Below are 15,389 nucleotides of genomic sequence, written 5' to 3'. Positions count from 1 at the left end.
CGGCCCGGGCCGCGTTCTTTTTACCTCGGGTGTTTCCGGTCTCGGGACATGGACCGGAAACTGGCATGGAGGCCGACTGCATGATCCACAAGAACTGGGCCGAACTGATCAAGCCTGCGCAGCTTGAAGTCCGGGGCGGAAACGACCCCGCGCGCCAGGCGACCGTGGTCGCCGAGCCGCTCGAGCGCGGCTTCGGCCTGACGCTGGGCAACGCGCTGCGTCGCGTGCTGCTGTCGTCGCTGCAGGGCGCCGCCATCACCTCCGTCCAGATCGACAACGTCCTGCACGAGTTCTCCTCGATCGCGGGCGTGCGTGAAGACGTCACCGACGTCGTGCTGAACCTCAAGGGCGTCTCGCTGAAGATGGACGTCGAGGGGCCCAAGCGCGTCTCGATCTCGGCCAAGGGCCCGGCCGTCGTCACCGCCGGCGACATCTCGGAGACCAACGGCATCGAGGTCCTGAACAAGGACCACGTGATCTGCCACCTCGACGACGGCGCCGACCTGTTCATGGAGCTGACCGTGAACACCGGCAAGGGCTATGTCTCGGCCGACAAGAACCGCCCCGAGGATGCCCCGATCGGCCTGATCCCGATCGACGCGATCTATTCGCCGGTCAAGCGCGTGTCCTACGAAGTGCAGCCCACCCGCGAGGGCCAGGTGCTGGACTATGACAAGCTGACCATGAAGGTCGAGACCGACGGCTCGCTGACCCCCGAGGACGCCGTGGCCTATGCCGCGCGCATCCTGCAGGACCAGCTGGCGATCTTCGTCAACTTCGAGGAACCCGAGTCGGCCCGCGCCGGCGAGGTCGAAGACGGGCTGGAGTTCAACCCGCTCCTGCTCAAGAAGGTCGACGAGCTGGAACTGTCGGTCCGTTCGGCGAACTGCCTGAAGAACGACAACATCGTCTATATCGGCGACCTGATCCAGAAGACCGAAGCCGAGATGCTGCGCACCCCGAACTTCGGCCGCAAGTCGCTGAACGAGATCAAGGAAGTGCTCTCGGGCATGGGCCTGCACCTCGGCATGGAAGTCGAGGACTGGCCGCCGGAGAACATCGAGGACCTGGCCAAGCGCTTCGAGGACCAGTTCTGATCCTTTCGGTGCCGGGCCTCCGGGCCCGGCGCCAGACCACCCTGGGCAGTTCCGCCCCAACGACGCTTCCCGCAACGCACGGGACGCAACACAAAGCACAAAGACGTAACGGAGAAACATCATGCGTCACGCCCGTGGCTACCGCCGCCTGAACCGCACCCACGAACACCGCAAGGCGCTGTTCGCCAACATGGCCGGCTCGCTGATCGAGCACGAGCAGATCAAGACCACCCTGCCGAAGGCCAAGGAACTGCGTCCGATCATCGAGAAGCTGATCACGCTGGCCAAGCGCGGTGACCTGCACGCCCGCCGCCAGGCCGCGGCGCAGCTGAAGCAGGACAAGCACGTCGCCAAGCTGTTCGAAGTGCTGGGCGCCCGCTACCAGGACCGCCAGGGCGGCTATGCCCGCGTCCTGAAGGCCGGCTTCCGCTACGGCGACATGGCGCCGATGGCGATCATCGAGCTCGTGGACCGCGACACCTCGGCCAAGGGCGCCGCCGACCGCGCCCGCCTGGAAGAGGAAGAGGCCGCCGAGGCCTGATCCCCACCCGGATCGCCGGAATTCGAAAGGCCCCGTGCGCTGCGCGGGGCCTTTTCACGTCGCGAGGGGGGCGCTGCCCCCGTCGCGTGCCGCGACTCCCCCGGGATATTTGTGCCAAGTCGAAATCAGGCGCGGCTGAGCGCGATGCAGCGGCCGGGGATCGTCGCCGCGTCGCCCGGCATCGAGACATAGGGCGGCGTCTCCTCGAGCCAGGCCAGCCGGCCGGCATCGACCTCGTGCGCGATGGCGGCGGCGAAGCCCTGCTCCCAGACCGTGTCCTTGACGGTGATCGACAGGACGCCGCCGGGGCGGGTGACGCGGATCAGCTCGGGCAGGGCCTCGGCGCCGACATGGCCGGTGGTGAAGACCCCGGTCGAGACCACGCCGGCATAGGCGCCGTCGGCGAAGGGCAGCGGCTGGCCGAGCGCGAGGCGGTGCAGCGCGGAATACCGCCCCTTGGCACGGGCGCGCGCCAGCATCCCCTCGGACAGGTCCAGCCCCTCGACCCGAGGATAGCCAAGGATCGCTAGCCAGTCGCCCATCAGCCCGGTGCCGCAGCCCGCGTCGAGGATCGGCGCCGGACCCGGCGCGAGGTGGCGCGACAGGAGCGCGAGGCAGACCGCGGGGTGGCAGTAGCCGTTGCGCGCCATTTCGCTGTCATAGGTCTCGGCCCAGGCGTCGTAGGCGCGGGCGATGTCCTCGGGGGCGGCGGCGGCGTAGACCTGCCCCAGATGTCCTTCGTGTCCGGCCATCGGTCGCCTCCTTGAGGGTTTGCGGGGTGGTCGATGCGGGGTGGTCAATGCGGGGGAAAGGATAGCGCGTCGTCCCCGAATCTGAAACGCTTTGTCCGCAACGGCATCGGAGGCGGCATGAGCAAGGCGGCGGAACGGGGCGAGGCGGAGGTGGCGCTGCAGGCCGCGGGCTTCGGCGGGCGCGGGACGCCCGAGCGGCTGGGCGGGCTGACGAACCGGGTGTACCGGGCCGGCGGCGTGGTGCTGCGGCTGCCGGGGCAGGGGACCGAGGCCTATATCGACCGCGAAGCCGAGACGGTCGCGGCGCGGGCGGCCGCGGTGGCCGGGGTCTCGCCGGCGGTGCTGCACGCCGATGCCGCAAGCGGGATCATGATCACCGAGGCGGTCGATGGCGTGACGATGACGCCCGCGCTGTTTGCCGCGCGACCGGGGGCGGCCGCGCGGGCGGGCGCCGCCTTCGGCCGGCTGCACCGTTCCGGCGCGCGGTTCACGGCGCGGTTCGACCTTTTCGCGATGATCGACGACTATCTCGCCGTGCTGGCGCCGCGGTCGGTGGCGCTGCCGCCGGGCTGGGACGCGGTGCTGGCCGAGGCGCTTGGCCTGCGCCCGCTTCTCGGCGCGCCGGACCTGCCGCTCGCGCCCTGCCATTGCGATCCGCTGTGCGAGAACTTCCTAGATACCGGTGCGCGGATGTGGATCGTGGATTGGGAGTATTCCGGGATGAACGATCCGATGTGGGATCTCGCGGACCTGTCGGTCGAGGCGAGATTCGATGCCGAGCACGAGGCCGAGATGCTGGCGGCCTATTTCCCCGGCGATCCGCCGGCCGCCGATCTGGCGCGGATGGTGCTGCTGAAGGCGATGTGCGACCTGCTGTGGACGCTGTGGGGGCTGATCCAGCTGTCCGACGGCAACCCGGCCGAGGATTTCCGCGCCTATGCCGACGGCCGTTTCGCCCGCTGCCGGGCGCTGATGGCGCAGCCCGAATTCGCGGCGGCACGGGACAGCCTGCTGCGGTGACCTCAGCCCGGGGGCGGGGCCGGGCAGGCGGTGAAGACGAAGGTGCCATCCTCCTGCATCCGCCCGACGCAGGGTCTGGCCCCTGTGGCCGGGCCGCCGGGCCGGCCGAGGCCGCGCGCGCCGAAGGCGCGCTGCAGGCGGTTCGACAGTGCCGCCTCGGACAGGTCGCTTGCCGACAACACGAGGAAGCTCAGCGCCGCGCCGACGCCCGGCGGCAGCGTCGCGGCGTCGAAGGGGCAGGTCGGGCGGGCGGCAAGGCTGCCATCGCCGGTCTCGGCGAGTTCCGTCCAGAAGGTGGCGCCGCTCTCATCCCGCGCGAGAAGCGCGATGAGCGGCGCGACGGGCGGGAGGGTGGCGGCCTCGGCCGGGATGGACGGGGGGAGGGGGGTGCAGAACTGCAGGGTCATGGGACACCGGGCTGGGAAAGCGTGCGTCGACTTGAGATGGGGGCGCGGTGGCGTGATGACCATGCCCGCCGGTCGTGTGATCCGACGACACCCGCGGCAGGGGCGCATCGGGTGACGCAGGCGGGGCGCGCCGCGCGGGCGCGCCCCGTGGCGCGGTGACAGGGTGGCCGGCTGGCTGGTGTCAGGCGCCGGGCAGGCGGTCGAGATACCTGTCGAGGGTGATCGGGAACTGGCGGACCCGCACGCCGGTCGCGTTGTGCACGGCATTCGCGACGGCGGCGGCGACCCCGCACAGGCCCAGCTCGCCCACGCCCTTGGCCTTGAGCGGCGAGGACACCGGGTCGAGCGTGTCGAGGAACACCACCTCCTGCGCCGGGATGTCCATGTGGACCGGCACCTCGTAGCCCGCGAGGTCGTGCGCCGGGAAGAAGCCGCGGCCGCGATCGACCGCGATCTCTTCCATCAGTGCCGCGCCGACGCCCATCACCATGCCGCCGATGACCTGGCTGCGGGCGGTGATCGGGTTCAGGATCCGCCCCGCATCGCAGACGGCGAGCATCCGGCGCAGCCGCACCTCGCCGGTCAGGGCGTGCACGCCCAGTTCGACGAAATGCGCGCCGAAGGTCGAGACGACGTGGTCGTCGTCGCGGAAGTCGCCGAAGTCGATGCCGTCCTCGGCCACGATCTCGCCCTCGGCCGCAAGATCGGCCAGCGCGACGGTCTCGGTGCCGACGGTGACGCGGCCATCGGCGAAGGTCAGCGTGTCGGCGTCGTTGGCGCCGAGACGGCGGCCGATCTCGGTGCGCAGGGCCTCGCAGGCGGCGTAGACGCCGGCGGTGGCGCTGGCGGCGCCGAACTGCCCGCCAGAGCCGGCCGAGACCGGGAAGGCGCTGTCGCCCAGCCGCACCTCGACCGCCGCGACCTCGAGCCCCAGCATCTCGGCCGCGGTCTGGGCGAGGATGGTGTAGCTGCCGGTGCCGATGTCGGTCATGTCGGTCTCGACCACGAGCGTGCCGCCGGGCTGCAGCCGGATCCGCGCCGCCGAGGTGTCGGCGGGCGCGCCGCGATAGGCGCCGGCGATGCCGTGGCCGATCAGCCACTGCCCGTCGCGCTGCGCCCCGGGCGCGGTGTTGCGATCCGCCCAGCCGAAGCGCGCGGCGCCTTCGCGCAGGCACTCGACGAGGTTGCGGTCCGAGAACGGCAGGCCCGATTCGGGATGGGTCTGGATGTCGTTGAGGATGCGGAATTCCACCGGGTCCATGCCCAGCCTCTCGGCCATCTCGTCCATCGCCACTTCCAGCGCCATCAGGCCCGACGCCTCGCCGGGCGCGCGCATCGCGTTCGCCTCGGGCAGGTGCATCTCGGCGACGTGCTTGGCGATCAGGCGGTTCGCGCCGCCGTAGAAGTGCCGGGTCTGGTCGACCGCGTTCTCGCCCGAGCCGCCGGGCAGGCTGTGAGAGATCGCGATGTGGGACACCGCCGTCAGCCGGCCGTCGCGGCCGGCGCCCAGCCGGACCCGCTGGATCGTCTGGGACCGGTGGGTGGTGTTGTTCATGATCATCGGCCGCGGCAGCGCGACCTTGACCGCGCGGCCCAGCTTGCGCGCGGCCAGCGCCGCCATCACCGCGTCGGCGCGCAGGAACAGCTTCGCGCCGAAGCCGCCGCCGACATAGGGGCTGTCGACGCGCACGTCGTCGAGGTCCATCTCGAAGGTGGTCGCCAGCGATTTCCGGTTCCAGGCGATCATCTGGTTCGAGGTCCAGACCGTCAGCTTGCCATCCTGCCACTCGGCGATCGAGGCATGGGGCTCCATCATCGCCTGGCTGTGGCCGGGGGTGCGGTACTCCTCGTCCAGCGTCACCTCGGCCTGCGCGAAGGCGCCGGCGAAATCGCCGACATCGGCATCGGCGTCAGAGGCGTCGTCGCGCCGCTTCGCCCACTCGGCCTCGAGGTCATAGCTGCCCTCGGTCACGTCGTAGCTGACCTTGACCAGCGCCGCGGCGGCGCGCGCCATCTCGAAGCTTTCGGCGACGACGACGGCGACGGCCTGATGGTAGTGCCAGACCCGGTCGCCGCCGAACAGCGGGGCGACGTTCATGCTGAAGGGCTTCGGCATGTCCCCGATCTCGAGCGTGGTGACGATGCCCGCGACGCCGGGCGCGGCCATCGCGGCATCGGTGTCGATCGCGGTCACGCGGCCTTGGGCGATGGTCGCGGCGACCGGGTAGCCGACCAGCTGGCCGGGGGCGACCTCGTGGCGTTCATATGCGTATTTCGCAAGCCCCGCGACCTTCAGCGGGCCGTCGATGCGGGTCTGCGGACGGCCGATGACGCGGGCCGTGTCGAACAGGTTCTGACCTGCGGGTTGGGTGAAGTCCATCTGGTTAGCCCTCCGCCAGCAGCGCGGCCAGCGCGCGCTCGGCCAAAGTGATCTTGAATGCGTTCTCGTCCGTCGGACGCGCGCCGTCGAGCAGCCGCGCCATGACCGCGGCGGCGCCGTTCGGCAGCTCGGCATCGGCCTCGGCCCGTCGCCAGGGTTTCGGCGCGACGCCGCCCAGCGCGACCCGCCCCGTCCCGTCGGGCTGGCGGATCAGCGCGACCGAGACCAGCGCGAAGGCATAGGAGGCCCGGTCGCGCACCTTGTGATAGGCCTGCGCGCCGCCGACCGGTGCGGGCAGGGTGACGGCGGTGATCATCTCGCCGGGGCGCAGGACGCTGTCCTGCTCGGGCGTGTCGCCGGGCAGGCGGTGGAAGTCGGCGATCGGGATCGCGCGGGTCTCGCCCTCGGGCGTCACCGTCTCGACCACCGCGTCCAGCACCCGCATCGCCACCGCCATGTCGGACGGGTGGGTCGCGATGCAGGCGTCAGAGATGCCGATGATGCCAAGCTGGCGCGAGAACGCGCCCGCCGACTGCGCGGCGCAGCCCGCGCCGGGGCTGCGCTTGTTGCAGGGCTGGGCGGTGTCGTAGAAATACGGGCACCGCGTGCGCTGCAGCAGGTTGCCCGCGGTGGTGGCCTTGTTGCGCAGCTGGCCCGAGGCGCCCGCGACCAGCGCCCGCGTCAGCACCGGCCAGCCCGCGCGCACCCGCGGGTCCGCCGCCAGCGCGGTGTTGCGCACGAGCGCGCCGATGCGCAGCCCGCCGTCGGCGGTTTCGGTGATCTGGTCGAGCCCGGTGCCGTTGACGTCGATCAGGTGCACCGGCGTCTCGATCTCGAGCTTCATGAGATCCAGAAGGTTGGTGCCGCCGGCGATGAACCGCGCGCCGTCATGGGCGGCGGCGGCCCGGGCCGCGGCCTCGGCCGAGGTGGCCTTCTCGTAGGAAAATGCCCTCATGCCCGGTCCTCCGCGACTTCGGTGATGGCGGCGAGGATGTTGGCATAGGCCCCGCAGCGGCAGATGTTGCCCGACATCCGCTCGCGGATCTCGGCATCGGTGATCTCGATGGCGGCGGTCAGGTCGCCGGTCGCGTGGCTGGGAATGCCGGCGCGGATCTCGTCGATCACGGCGCGGGCGGACTGGATCTGGCCGGGGGTGCAATAGCCGCACTGGAACCCGTCGTGCTTGACGAAGGCGGCCTGCATCGGGTCGAGGGCATCGGGCGTTCCGATGCCCTCGATCGTCTCGATCGCGTCGCCGTCGTGCATCACCGCAAGCGAGAGGCAGGCGTTGATGCGGGCGCCGTTCACGCTGCAGGTGCAGGCGCCGCACTGGCCATGGTCGCAGCCCTTCTTGGTGCCGGTAAGGTGCAGGTGCTCGCGCAGCGCGTCGAGAAGCGTGGTGCGGTTGTCGACCGTCAGCGTGCGCGGCGTGCCGTTTACGGTGAAGGTGACGGCGGTCTTCGGCGGCGCGGCCTGCACGGCGGTGCCGCCGGCGCGTCTGGGATCCGGCGCGCCCTGCGGCGCCGCGGCGGTGCGGGTGTGGCGACGGATGTCGGGATGCATCGATGTGGACATGTCTGATCCTGCTCGTCTGGCGTGGCGCCGCGGGGACGCGGCGCAGCTGGTGGGGATCGCCCTGAACTGGGGCGATCCGGCAGGAAGTCCATCTTGGGCGGAACACGGCGGCGTGCGCGCGCCCCGTCCGCCCGGTCATCGCGCGCCCTCGTCGCGCCGCATCGCCCCGCGCCGCAGCCGGCTCAGCGCGACCGCTGCCGATGCCGGGCAGGTTCCGGGCAGGGGCCGCGCCGGACCCGGACAAGGGCCGCGGCGGGGCAGGCCAGAAGTGGCCAATCAGGATGGCGGGTCAGGACTAGAGGGTCAGGACTGGCCGGTCGGCGGCGCCGGATCAGGCCTTCTCGGCCCAGATCGCCTCGAACTCGCGCCACTCGCCCTTGGACATGCCCGAGCTTTCCTGCGTCACCACCTCGCCGGCAAGGCGGCGCTTGATCACCTCGACCGCGCGGCCCGACATCGACACGCCGCCCAGCCGGTAGTCCTCGAAGGCGGCATAGGCCAGCGGCACCCAGTCCTGCACGATCCGGCACATCGTCTCGGCATAGGCGCGGATCTCGTACTGGGCATGGGCGTCGGCGCGCAGGCGCAGGAAGTGGAACAGGTTGTGCAGGTCCACCTTCCAGTACCACTGCGTGTAGACGTTCGCGGGCAGGTTCATCCGCGCCAGCTCGCGCGCGAGGCCCTGCTGGCCGTCCTGGCTCAGCATCGCCTCGTAATGGTCGTAGCTGCGCATCGCATCCTCGCGCAGCAGCTCGAGCACGCGCGCGGCCTCCTCGCCCTGCAGGATCTGGCCGCGGCCCTGGTTGTTGACCGTCGACTGCGCCGCCAGCTGCTCGGGCGCGGGGATGTAGAACTCGCGGTCGAGGATCGAGTAGCGGGCCGAGTATTCGTTGACGTTGGCGGTCCGGTGCCGGATCCACTGGCGCGCGACGAAGACCGGCAGCTTGACGTGGAACTTGACCTCGCACATCTCGAACGGGGTCGAGTGCCAGTGCCGCATCAGGTAGCGGATCAGCCCCTCGTCGTTCGACACCGACTTGGTGCCGCGGCCATAGCTGACCCGTGCCGCCTGGGTGATCGCGGCATCGTCGCCCATGTAGTCGATGACCCGCACGAGGCCGTGGTCGAGCACTTGGTGCGCGCTGTAGAGATGCGCCTCCATCCCCTCGGACACGGCCCTCAGCGTGGCTTTCGGCTCGGCCCGCGCGGCGTCGATCTCGGCTTGCTGGTCGGGCGTCAGGGGCATCGGGTCTCTCCGTGAATTCACTGCAGGGCGCAACATCTGGTAACACCATCGCGGACAGACGCAAAGGGTGCTCCGCGCGCTGCCGTCGACTTTGCCAAAATATCCCGGGGGGCTGCCCGGCACGGGCAGCGGGGGCAGCGCCCCCTCGGGCGGTCGCGGCGGTCGCGGCGGTCGAACGGGCTGGCCCTTCGCGCCCGGCACACTAGTGTTGCGCGCGAGGCCCCGGGCAGCCCCGGGGCGCACAGGAAAGGAACACCATGCAGGTCCGCTATCTTCACACCATGGTCCGGGTTCTCGATCTCGAGGCGTCGATGGCCTTCTACCGTCTGCTGGGTCTCGAGGAGACGCGACGCATCGACAACGACAAGGGCCGCTTCAGCCTTGTGTTCATGGCGCCCCCCGGCCAGCCGGAATGCCCGGTCGAGCTGACCTACAATTGGGACGGCGACGAGGGCCTGCCCTCGGACAGCCGCCACTTCGGCCACCTCGCCTACCGCGTCGGCAACATCTACGAGATGTGCCAGAAGCTGATGGACGCCGGCGTGACCATCAACCGCCCGCCGCGCGACGGGCACATGGCCTTCGTGCGGTCGCCCGACAACGTCTCGATCGAGCTGCTGCAGGAGGGCGAGAGCCTCGCGCCGGCCGAGCCGTGGGCGAGCATGGAGAACACCGGGCACTGGTAAGCCCGGCGTACAGGTGAGCCCGGCCGGGGAGGGGGCGCCGCCCCCGCCGCGCTGTCGCGCGGCCCCCCGGGATATTTGTGCCAATGCGAAAGGGGGCGGGCTCGACGGTGGTGGGGCGCGTGCCTATTTTCGGGGCATGGCTGATCTCTTTGACCGCGCGCCCGACCCGTCGACGCCGGCCCCGCGCGATGCGGGGCCGCGGCCGCTTGCCGACAGGATCCGGCCGCGGGCCCTGTCCGAGGTGATCGGGCAGGAACGGCTTCTGGGCCCCGAGGGGCCGCTCGGGGCGATGCTGGCGGCAGGCAGCCTCGGCTCGCTGATCCTCTGGGGGCCGCCGGGCGTGGGCAAGACCACGATCGCCCGGCTGCTGGCGCAGGAGACCGAACTGGTCTTCGTGCAGATCTCGGCGATCTTCACCGGCGTGCCGGAGCTGCGCAAGGTGTTCGACGCGGCGCGGATGCGGCGCGGGCAGGGGCGGGGGACGCTGCTGTTCGTCGACGAGATCCACCGTTTCAACAAGGCCCAGCAGGACGGCTTCCTGCCGCACATGGAAGACGGCACGATCCTGCTGGTGGGCGCCACCACCGAGAACCCGAGCTTCGAGCTGAACGCGGCGCTTCTGAGCCGGGCGCAGGTGATGGTGCTCGAGCGGCTGGGACCCGCGGATCTGGAGCGGCTCGCGCAGCGGGCCGAGCAGGCCACCGGGCATCCGCTGCCGCTGACGCCGGTGGCGCGCGAGCGGCTGCTGGAGATGGCCGATGGCGACGGGCGCGCGCTTCTGAACCTCGTCGAGCAGGTGGTGGGCTGGCACCTGGCCGAACCGCTCGGACCCGAGGCGCTGGGGCGGCGGCTGATGCGGCGCGCGGCCGGCTACGACAAGTCGGGCGACGGCCACTACAACCTGATCTCGGCGCTGCACAAGGCGGTGCGCGGATCGGACCCGGATGCCGCGCTCTACTGGTTCGCGCGCATGCTGGAGGGGGGCGAGGATCCCCGGTTCTTGGCCCGCCGGATCCTGCGGATGTCGGTCGAGGACGTGGGGCTTGCCGATCCGCAGGCACAGACCCTGTGCCTGCACGCCTGGGAGACCTACGAGCGGCTGGGCTCGCCCGAGGGGGAGCTCGCGCTGGCGCAGGCACTGATCCACCTCGCGCTCGCGCCGAAGTCGAACGCGGGCTATGTCGCCTATGGCAACGCGCGGGCCGAGGCGCGGCGCACGGGCTCGCTGATGCCGCCCAGGCACATCCTGAACGCGCCGACGCAGCTGATGAAGGATCAGGGCTATGGTGCGGGCTATGCCTATGACCATGATGTCGAGGGCGGCTTCTCGGGGCAGGACTATTTCCCCGAAGGCATGCGCCGGCCGATCTTCTACCACCCGGTCGAGCGTGGGTTCGAACGCGAGCTGAAGAAGCGGGTCGAATTCTTCGCCCGGCTGCGCGAGAGCCGGCGCTCCGGTCCGGGCGGCCGCAGTGAGACCAAGAAGGGGACCAAGGACGGGACCGGGGACGCGACCGGGAACGGCGGCGACGATTGACTTTCCGCGGGGGCGAGGCGAGAGAGACCCGATGATCCAGACCCTTCTCCAGGTGGCGCTCGGCGGCGCCCTCGGTGCCTCGGCCCGCTATCTGACCAATGTCGGCGTCATGCGCCTTGTCGGCCCCGGCTTCCCGGTGGCGACGATGGCGGTAAACATCCTGGGCTCGTTCGTGATGGGCGTTCTGGTCGTGGTGCTGGCCGCGCAGGGCAACCGCTTCGCGCCGCTGCTGATGACCGGGCTGCTGGGCGGGTTCACCACCTTCTCGGCCTTCTCGCTGGACGCGGTGACGCTGTGGAACGGCGGCCGGCCCGAGGCGGCGGCGCTTTACGTGCTGGGATCGGTGGTGGTGTCGCTGGCGGCGCTGGCGGTGGGTCTGATGGTGGCGCGGGGGATCGTCGGATGAGCGGCGTGCAGATGGTGACGGTTTCGGAAGCCGAGGGCGAGGCGCGGCTGGATCGCTGGCTGAAGAAGAAGTTCCCGCAGCTGACGCAGGGCGCGGTCGAGAAGATGTGCCGCACCGGCCAGCTGCGCGTCGACGGCGCGCGCGCCAAGGCCGCGACCCGGATCGCGCCGGGGATGGAGATCCGGGTGCCGCCGCTGCCGACCTCGGGGCCGGTCGCGCCGGTGTCGCTGCGCGAGAGCGGGCCGCGGATCCCGGCCGCCGATGCCGAGATGATCCAGGCTGCCGTCCTGTGGAAGGACGAGCACATCATCGCGCTGAACAAGCCCGCGGGCCTGCCCAGCCAGGGCGGCTCGGGCCAGTCCGACCACCGCCATGTCGACGGGCTGACGCCCGCGCTGATGTTCGGCTACAAGGACCGGCCGAAGCTGGTGCATCGGCTGGACAAGGACACCTCGGGCGTGCTGCTGCTGGCGCGCACCGACCGGGTCGCGCGTGCGCTGTCCGAGGCGTTCCGCGACCGCACCACCCGCAAGATCTACTGGGCCGTCGTCGCCGGCGTCCCGAACCCGCGCATGGGCACGATCCGCTACGGCCTGGTGAAGGCACCGGGCCGCGGCGGGCAGGGCGAGGGCGAGAAGATGATCTGCATCCACCCCTCGAAGGTGAACACGACCGAGAACGCCAAGCGCGCCACCACCGATTACGCGGTGCTCGACGCGCTGGGGACGCGCGCCTCCTGGGTGGCGCTGGTGCCGATCACCGGGCGCACCCACCAGCTGCGCGCGCATATGGCCGAGCTGGGCCATCCGATCGCCGGCGACGGCAAGTACGGCGGGTCGAGCCAGGAGAACCTCGGCGACGGCTGGGGCGCGCAGATCGGCGGCGACATTTCCCGCAAGCTGCACCTGCACGCCCGCTCGATCAGCTTCGACCACCCGATCACCAAGAAGCGCATCACCCTGACCGCGCCCTTGCCCGAGCACATGAAGCGCACCTGGAAGACCATGGGCTGGTACGAGAACGACGTGCCCGAGGACCCGTTCGCGGACGATCAATGAAGCTCGTCATCTTCGACGTCGACGGCACGCTGGTCGACAGCCAGCACCATATCGACCGCTCGATGCGGATGGCCTTCGAGACCGCGGGCCATGTCTGCCCGCCGCGCGAGGAGGTGCTTTCGATCGTCGGCCTCTCGCTGCCGCAGGCCTTCGCGCGGCTGGTCCCCGACCTGCCCGAGGCCGAGCATCTGCGCCTGATCGAGGGCTACAAGTCCAGCTTCGGCACCCTGGTGGCCGACGGTCCCGCGCCGCTCTATCCGGGCGCGATGGACTGCCTGCAGGCGCTGATCGCGCGCGACGACATCCTCTTGGGCGTGGCGACGGGCAAGTCGCGGCGGGGGCTTCGTATCGTGCTCGACGGCCACGGGATCGCCGGGCATTTCATCACCCGCCAGACCGCCGACGACCACCCGTCGAAGCCGCATCCCGCGATGGTGCAGGCGGCCTGCGACGAGGCCGGGGTCGATCCGCGCGACGCGGTGATGATCGGCGACACGACCTTTGACATTGAGATGGGGCGCGCCGCGGGCGCCGCGGCGCTGGGCGTCGGCTGGGGCTATCACCCGGCCGCGGCGCTGCGCGCGGCCGGCGCCGGCGCCGTCGTCGCGGGCTTCGACGCGGTGCCCGCCGCCATCGACGCGCTGCTGGCCGGACGGCCGGTGGCCGAGCAGGCCTGAGGGGGACGGCATGGCGGAATGGGCTCCGAAACGGTTCTGGACCGCGGCCGAGGCGGTGGCGGTCGAGGGCGGCCACGCGGTGCATCTCGACGGGCGCGCGGTGCGCACCCCGGCCCGGGCGGCCTTCGTGCTGCCCTCGCGCGCGCTGGCCGAGGCGGCGGCGGCGGAATGGGCCGCGCAGGGCGACAAGGTCGACCCGGCGACGATGCCGGTGACCCGCGCCGCCAATTCCGCCATCGACACGATCGGCGCGAACCGCGCCGCGGTGCAGGAGATGATCGCGGCCTACGGCGGGTCGGACCTGCTGTGCTATCGCGCCGAGGCCCCGGCCGAACTGGTCGCGCGCCAGGCCGAAGGCTGGGACCCGCTGCTGGCCTGGCTGGCCGCGACGCATGGCGCGCCGCTCGCGGTCACGGCGGGAATCGTGCCGGTCGACCAGCCGGCCGACAGCCTCGCGCGGCTTGATGCGGCGCTGGGCGCGGTGTCGGATTTCGAGCTTGCCGCGCTGCACGACCTGGTCGCGCTGTCGGGCTCGCTGGTGATCGGTCTCGCGGCCGCGGCCGGGCGGCATCCGCCCGAGCATCTGTGGGCACTGTCGCGCCTCGACGAGACCTTCCAGGCCGAGCAGTGGGGCCGCGACGACGAGGCCGAGGCGGTGGCCGAGATCCGGCGTGCCGCATTCCTGGACGCCGCCCGCTTCCTGACCCTCGTTCGGGCAACGAAATAAGCGCTTTCGCGGGGTTTTGAGGCTGCCGCTGCGGCAGCTTGCCTCGTTATGCGGCGGTTGCTGAACATCTGTGCAGCCGCCGGGCATCTGCCCTTGACGCGTCAGTCAAATTCGCTCCACAATTCGGCCCATTGAGGATCAACCTCAAGGCCCCGCAGGGGAGACGGCGGGAGCAACAGATTTCCCCCTGGTGCACAGGGCGGCAACTCAGGAAGAGGTAAGCATGAACAAAACCGTATTTCTCGGCACGCTGACGGCGGCCGGCCTCGTTGCAGGTATCGCCGGCGCGGCGACCCTCGACGACGTCAAGGCCCGCGGCGAGCTGAACTGCGGCGTGAGCACCGGGCTCGTGGGCTTCTCGGCCCCCGACGCGAACGGTAACTGGTCCGGTTTCGATGTTGCGGTCTGCAAGGCCGTTGCCGGCGCCATCTTCGGCGACTCGTCCAAGGTCAAGTACGTGCCGACCACCGGCCAGACGCGCTTCACCGCCCTCGCCTCGGGCGAGATCGACATGCTGGCGCGCAACACGACCTGGACCTTCTCGCGCGACACCGACCTTAAGTTCACCTTCGTCGGCGTGAACTACTACGACGGTCAGGGCTTCATGGTTCCGAAGTCGCTGGGCGTGACCTCGGCCAAGGAACTCGACGGCGCCACCGTCTGCATCCAGACCGGCACCACCACCGAGCTGAACCTCGCCGACTTCTTCAAGACCAACAACATGTCGTATCAGCCGGTCCCGATCGAGACCAATGCTGAAGGCGAGCAGCAGTTCCTGGCCGGCGCCTGCGACGCCTACACCACGGACGCCTCGGGCCTGGCCGCGACCCGCGCCGCCTTCGCCAACCCCGACGACTACGTCATCCTGCCCGAGATCATCTCGAAAGAGCCGCTCGGCCCGCTCGTCCGCCAGGGCGACGACCAGTGGGCGGACATCGCGCGCTGGAGCCTCAACGCGCTGATCGCAGCCGAGGAATACGGCGTGACCTCGGCCAACATCGAGGAACTGTCGAAGGGCACCGAGAACCCCGAGATCAACCGCCTGCTCGGCGCGGGTGATGACAACCTCGGCGCGATGATCGGTCTCGAGAAGGACTGGGCCAAGAAGGCCATCGTCGGTGCCGGCGGCAACTACGGCGAGATCTTCGCCGCCACCATCGGCGAATCGACCCCGATCGGTCTCGCGCGCGGCCTGAACGCGCAGTGGACCCAGGGCGGCCTGCTCTACACCCCGCCGTTCCGCTGAACGGCCACAGACGACCCGGGGGGCGCAGCGATGC

16 protein-coding genes are annotated in these 15,389 nt (G+C 70.7%); 10 read left to right on the top strand and 6 right to left on the bottom strand.

Features of this window, described 5'->3' with window-relative positions; translation table 11 throughout:
- Positions 1–80 precede the first annotated feature (80 nt).
- Positions 81–1,097, top strand: a complete 1,017-nt coding sequence (locus V8J39_RS10630; protein WP_336461202.1) for a DNA-directed RNA polymerase subunit alpha — start codon at positions 81–83, stop codon at positions 1,095–1,097.
- A gap of 121 nt (positions 1,098–1,218) precedes the next feature.
- On the top strand, positions 1,219–1,638 hold the full coding sequence (gene rplQ, locus V8J39_RS10625; protein ID WP_336460855.1) for a 50S ribosomal protein L17: 420 nt from the start codon (positions 1,219–1,221) through the stop codon (positions 1,636–1,638).
- 125 nt (positions 1,639–1,763) lie between these two features.
- Here the strand turns inward: rplQ and V8J39_RS10620 are convergent, their stop codons facing one another.
- Positions 1,764–2,390 carry a class I SAM-dependent DNA methyltransferase gene (locus V8J39_RS10620; protein ID WP_336460854.1) on the bottom strand — a complete coding sequence of 209 codons (627 nt, stop codon included), beginning with the start codon at positions 2,388–2,390 and terminating at the stop codon, positions 1,764–1,766.
- Positions 2,391–2,507: 117 nt separating this feature from the next.
- Here V8J39_RS10620 and V8J39_RS10615 point away from each other — a divergent pair, with 117 nt between their 5' ends.
- Positions 2,508–3,410 carry a phosphotransferase family protein gene (locus V8J39_RS10615; RefSeq protein WP_336460853.1) on the top strand — a complete coding sequence of 301 codons (903 nt, stop codon included), beginning with the start codon at positions 2,508–2,510 and terminating at the stop codon, positions 3,408–3,410.
- Between the two features lie 2 nt (positions 3,411–3,412).
- Here V8J39_RS10615 and V8J39_RS10610 read toward each other — a convergent pair whose 3' ends face one another.
- From V8J39_RS10610 to thyX, 5 genes are all read right to left on the bottom strand, one after another.
- Complete coding sequence (locus V8J39_RS10610; protein ID WP_336460852.1) at positions 3,413–3,817, bottom strand: hypothetical protein; 405 nt, start codon at positions 3,815–3,817, stop codon at positions 3,413–3,415.
- Between the two features lie 181 nt (positions 3,818–3,998).
- Positions 3,999–6,197, bottom strand: coding sequence for an aldehyde oxidoreductase molybdenum-binding subunit PaoC (paoC, locus tag V8J39_RS10605; RefSeq protein WP_336460851.1), 2,199 nt, complete (start codon positions 6,195–6,197; stop codon positions 3,999–4,001).
- 4 nt (positions 6,198–6,201) lie between these two features.
- Positions 6,202–7,152 carry an FAD binding domain-containing protein gene (locus V8J39_RS10600; RefSeq protein ID WP_336460850.1) on the bottom strand — a complete coding sequence of 317 codons (951 nt, stop codon included), beginning with the start codon at positions 7,150–7,152 and terminating at the stop codon, positions 6,202–6,204.
- A complete protein-coding gene (gene paoA / locus V8J39_RS10595) occupies positions 7,149–7,772 on the bottom strand; it encodes an aldehyde dehydrogenase iron-sulfur subunit PaoA (protein WP_336460849.1) in 624 nt (207 codons plus the stop codon). The genes V8J39_RS10600 and paoA overlap by 4 nt, the downstream gene beginning before the upstream one ends.
- A 331-nt stretch (positions 7,773–8,103) precedes the next feature.
- Complete coding sequence (gene thyX, locus V8J39_RS10590; protein WP_336460848.1) at positions 8,104–9,018, bottom strand: FAD-dependent thymidylate synthase; 915 nt, start codon at positions 9,016–9,018, stop codon at positions 8,104–8,106.
- A 257-nt stretch (positions 9,019–9,275) separates the two neighbouring features.
- Here thyX and V8J39_RS10585 point away from each other — a divergent pair, with 257 nt between their 5' ends.
- From V8J39_RS10585 to V8J39_RS10555, 7 genes are all read left to right on the top strand, one after another.
- Complete coding sequence (locus tag V8J39_RS10585; protein WP_336460847.1) at positions 9,276–9,704, top strand: VOC family protein; 429 nt, start codon at positions 9,276–9,278, stop codon at positions 9,702–9,704.
- Positions 9,705–9,840: 136 nt separating this feature from the next.
- The gene (locus tag V8J39_RS10580) at positions 9,841–11,241 is read left to right on the top strand and encodes a replication-associated recombination protein A (protein ID WP_336460846.1); all 1,401 of its coding nucleotides are present in this window, start codon (positions 9,841–9,843) and stop codon (positions 11,239–11,241) included.
- Between the two features lie 31 nt (positions 11,242–11,272).
- Positions 11,273–11,647: a fluoride efflux transporter CrcB gene (crcB, locus tag V8J39_RS10575; RefSeq protein WP_336460845.1), complete on the top strand. Its 375-nt coding sequence runs from the start codon at positions 11,273–11,275 to the stop codon at positions 11,645–11,647.
- Positions 11,644–12,705, top strand: coding sequence for an RluA family pseudouridine synthase (locus V8J39_RS10570; RefSeq protein WP_336460844.1), 1,062 nt, complete (start codon positions 11,644–11,646; stop codon positions 12,703–12,705). The genes crcB and V8J39_RS10570 overlap by 4 nt, the downstream gene beginning before the upstream one ends.
- Complete coding sequence (locus V8J39_RS10565) at positions 12,702–13,382, top strand: HAD-IA family hydrolase (protein ID WP_336460843.1); 681 nt, start codon at positions 12,702–12,704, stop codon at positions 13,380–13,382. The genes V8J39_RS10570 and V8J39_RS10565 overlap by 4 nt, the downstream gene beginning before the upstream one ends.
- Positions 13,383–13,392: 10 nt before the next feature.
- Positions 13,393–14,109, top strand: coding sequence for an ATP12 family chaperone protein (locus V8J39_RS10560; RefSeq protein ID WP_336460842.1), 717 nt, complete (start codon positions 13,393–13,395; stop codon positions 14,107–14,109).
- A 223-nt stretch (positions 14,110–14,332) separates the two neighbouring features.
- A complete protein-coding gene (locus V8J39_RS10555; protein WP_336460841.1) occupies positions 14,333–15,355 on the top strand; it encodes an amino acid ABC transporter substrate-binding protein in 1,023 nt (340 codons plus the stop codon).
- The last annotated feature ends 34 nt before the right edge of the window (positions 15,356–15,389 follow it).

It is taken from the genome of Frigidibacter sp. MR17.24, assembly GCF_037095655.1.
In the GTDB taxonomy this organism is placed as follows: domain Bacteria; phylum Pseudomonadota; class Alphaproteobacteria; order Rhodobacterales; family Rhodobacteraceae; genus Frigidibacter.
This window is presented reverse-complemented; position numbering and strand designations above follow the sequence as displayed.

Bases quoted from the DNA above. Each gene is read 5' to 3' on its own strand.
- V8J39_RS10630 (WP_336461202.1), top strand. From the start codon at position 81: ATGATCCACAAGAACTGGGCCGAACTGATCAAGCCTGCGCAGCTTGAA.
- rplQ (WP_336460855.1), top strand. From the start codon at position 1,219: ATGCGTCACGCCCGTGGCTACCGCCGCCTGAACCGCACCCACGAACAC.
- V8J39_RS10620 (WP_336460854.1), bottom strand. From the start codon at position 2,390: ATGGCCGGACACGAAGGACATCTGGGGCAGGTCTACGCCGCCGCCGCC.
- V8J39_RS10615 (WP_336460853.1), top strand. From the start codon at position 2,508: ATGAGCAAGGCGGCGGAACGGGGCGAGGCGGAGGTGGCGCTGCAGGCC.
- V8J39_RS10610 (WP_336460852.1), bottom strand. From the start codon at position 3,817: ATGACCCTGCAGTTCTGCACCCCCCTCCCCCCGTCCATCCCGGCCGAG.
- paoC (WP_336460851.1), bottom strand. From the start codon at position 6,197: ATGGACTTCACCCAACCCGCAGGTCAGAACCTGTTCGACACGGCCCGC.
- V8J39_RS10600 (WP_336460850.1), bottom strand. From the start codon at position 7,152: ATGAGGGCATTTTCCTACGAGAAGGCCACCTCGGCCGAGGCCGCGGCC.
- paoA (WP_336460849.1), bottom strand. From the start codon at position 7,772: ATGTCCACATCGATGCATCCCGACATCCGTCGCCACACCCGCACCGCC.
- thyX (WP_336460848.1), bottom strand. From the start codon at position 9,018: ATGCCCCTGACGCCCGACCAGCAAGCCGAGATCGACGCCGCGCGGGCC.
- V8J39_RS10585 (WP_336460847.1), top strand. From the start codon at position 9,276: ATGCAGGTCCGCTATCTTCACACCATGGTCCGGGTTCTCGATCTCGAG.
- V8J39_RS10580 (WP_336460846.1), top strand. From the start codon at position 9,841: ATGGCTGATCTCTTTGACCGCGCGCCCGACCCGTCGACGCCGGCCCCG.
- crcB (WP_336460845.1), top strand. From the start codon at position 11,273: ATGATCCAGACCCTTCTCCAGGTGGCGCTCGGCGGCGCCCTCGGTGCC.
- V8J39_RS10570 (WP_336460844.1), top strand. From the start codon at position 11,644: ATGAGCGGCGTGCAGATGGTGACGGTTTCGGAAGCCGAGGGCGAGGCG.
- V8J39_RS10565 (WP_336460843.1), top strand. From the start codon at position 12,702: ATGAAGCTCGTCATCTTCGACGTCGACGGCACGCTGGTCGACAGCCAG.
- V8J39_RS10560 (WP_336460842.1), top strand. From the start codon at position 13,393: ATGGCGGAATGGGCTCCGAAACGGTTCTGGACCGCGGCCGAGGCGGTG.
- V8J39_RS10555 (WP_336460841.1), top strand. From the start codon at position 14,333: ATGAACAAAACCGTATTTCTCGGCACGCTGACGGCGGCCGGCCTCGTT.